Source organism: Caulobacter sp. P1_B12_2 (assembly GCF_056406675.1).
Genome location: NZ_JBFTZS010000663.1, coordinates 1 through 1,743, shown reverse-complemented (window position 1 = coordinate 1,743; position 1,743 = coordinate 1). Strand labels below are relative to the sequence as shown.

Annotated in this window: 4 protein-coding genes; all 4 read right to left on the bottom strand. The window is 69.5% G+C overall.

From position 1 onward, the window contains the following. Positions 1-91: 91 nt before the first annotated feature. Complete coding sequence (locus tag AC1DZ6_RS24650) at positions 92-520, bottom strand: hypothetical protein (protein ID WP_477099730.1); 429 nt, start codon at positions 518-520, stop codon at positions 92-94. After that, the gene (locus tag AC1DZ6_RS24645) at positions 520-1,035 is read right to left on the bottom strand and encodes a dihydrofolate reductase (RefSeq protein ID WP_477099729.1); all 516 of its coding nucleotides are present in this window, start codon (positions 1,033-1,035) and stop codon (positions 520-522) included. The genes AC1DZ6_RS24650 and AC1DZ6_RS24645 overlap by 1 nt, the downstream gene beginning before the upstream one ends. A gap of 69 nt (positions 1,036-1,104) precedes the next feature. Next, on the bottom strand, positions 1,105-1,533 hold the full coding sequence (locus tag AC1DZ6_RS24640; RefSeq protein WP_477099728.1) for a PaaI family thioesterase: 429 nt from the start codon (positions 1,531-1,533) through the stop codon (positions 1,105-1,107). After that, the coding region (locus AC1DZ6_RS24635) for a thymidylate synthase (protein ID WP_477099727.1) at positions 1,530-1,743 on the bottom strand (214 nt) is incomplete at its 5' end. The genes AC1DZ6_RS24635 and AC1DZ6_RS24640, both read right to left, overlap by 4 nt.

Below are 1,743 nucleotides of genomic sequence, written 5' to 3'. Positions count from 1 at the left end.
TCGCTACGCACCTCAGGATGAGGAATCCGGTGCAATGAGCCCCTCATCCTGAGGTGCGCGCTCCTAAGCGCGCCTCGAAGGACGCACGGCCTCAGTTCAGATCATAGAGCTCGTAGGCGATCAGCCCGCCGTCGCCGCCCAGGAAGGCGCGGCCGTGGGCCGAGCGCACCAGGGCCTCGCGGTCCACCCACTTGGGCGTGGCGTCAGAGGCGCCCGCGCCCTGCACCGCGCAGGGGACGGTCAGGCGCACAGACTGCCGGGGCTTGAAGCGCTTGCCCCGCTCGGCCCGGATCGCCCGGCCGAAGACGCGGCAGCTGGCGACCTCGCCGCCGTCCAGCGGCCGCACCTTGAGCACATTGAACACCACCACGTCGGTGGCCGCGGCCCGCGCCAGGCTGTCGCTCTGGCCGCCCAGGCTGATGTCGGCCATCGCGACGCCGGGAAGGGCGGCGTCGGCCGCGCCGGCGGAAAGGGCCAGGGCGCAGAGGAGAGCGGTCAGCGAGCGGGGATGGGGACGCATCAGCGGCGCTCCAGCACACGGAAGACGAAGGCGTGGTCGTCGTCGGGACCGGCAGGATGCGCCTCGCGACGCACCTCGGTCCAGGCGGCTTCGTCGAAGGCGGGGAAGCTGACGTCGCCCTCGACCTCAGCCTGGACCTCGGTGAGATACAGCCGCTTGGCCTTGGGCAGGGCGGTTTCGAACAGGGCGTGGCCGCCGATCACGCAGACCTCGTCGACGCCGTCCTCGGCCGCCTGCTCCTTGGCCATCTGCACCGCCTCCAGGAAGCTCTCGCAGACCACGGCCTGGGGCGGCTCGAACGAGCCGTCGCGCGACAGCACGATGTTCATCCGGCCGGGCAGCGGCTTGCGGGGCAGGCTGTCCCAGGTCTTGCGGCCCATGATCAGCGGCTTGCCCATCGTGCAGGCCTTGAAGATCGCCAGATCCGACTTCAGCCGCCAGGGCAGGTCGTTGTCGCGGCCGATGACGCCGTTAAGGGAGCGGGCCACGGGGCCGACGGTAAGGATAACGGACATGGGGCCTGTTTACCCTGCGTCGGGCGCTGCGGCCACCCGCTCTGTCGGCCGCTCGACGTTGCGGGCGGTTCAGCCGCCGAACGGAACCACGATCTGCTGCGCCGAGGCCCGGGCGATCAGTTCGCCGTCAGGACGGCGGAAGTCGGACTCGACATGGATCATGCCCTTGGTCCTGGCGACCACGCGGCCTTCGATGGTCAGAACCTCCGCCTTGCCGACGCGGATGAAGTCGACCTTGAGGTTGCTGGTGCGGAACATGGCGTCGGCGGGCGCGGCGGTCATGGCCGCGAAAGCCAGGATCTGGTCGGCCAGGGCGGCGATGTAGCCGCCGAACAGCGAACCGTCGCTGTTGAGAAGTTCGGGCGCCGGCGTCCAGGTCTTGCGCACCCAGCCTTCGCCCCAGTCGTCGAGGCCGCCAAGTTGCAGGGTCTGGACGACCGGCGGCAGCGTCGTGTCACCGCCCTTGATCTGATCGAGCCGGTCGGTGGCCCAGGTCAAACGGCGACCGCCGCCTTGATGTGCGGGTGAGCCTCGTAGCCTTCCAGCTGGAAGTCTTCGTACGCGAAGGCGAACAGGTCGCGCTTGTCGGCCATCTTCAGGGTGGGGAAGGGCTTGGGCTCGCGCTGGATCTGCTCTCGGGCCTGGTCCAAGTGGTTCAGATAGAGGTGCGCGTCGCCGARGGTGTGGACGAACTCGCCGGGCTCCAGC

Excerpts from the sequence above, each read along its gene's own strand:
- AC1DZ6_RS24650 (WP_477099730.1), bottom strand. The coding sequence starts at position 520 with ATGCGTCCCCATCCCCGCTCGCTGACCGCTCTCCTCTGCGCCCTGGCC.
- AC1DZ6_RS24645 (WP_477099729.1), bottom strand. The coding sequence starts at position 1,035 with ATGTCCGTTATCCTTACCGTCGGCCCCGTGGCCCGCTCCCTTAACGGC.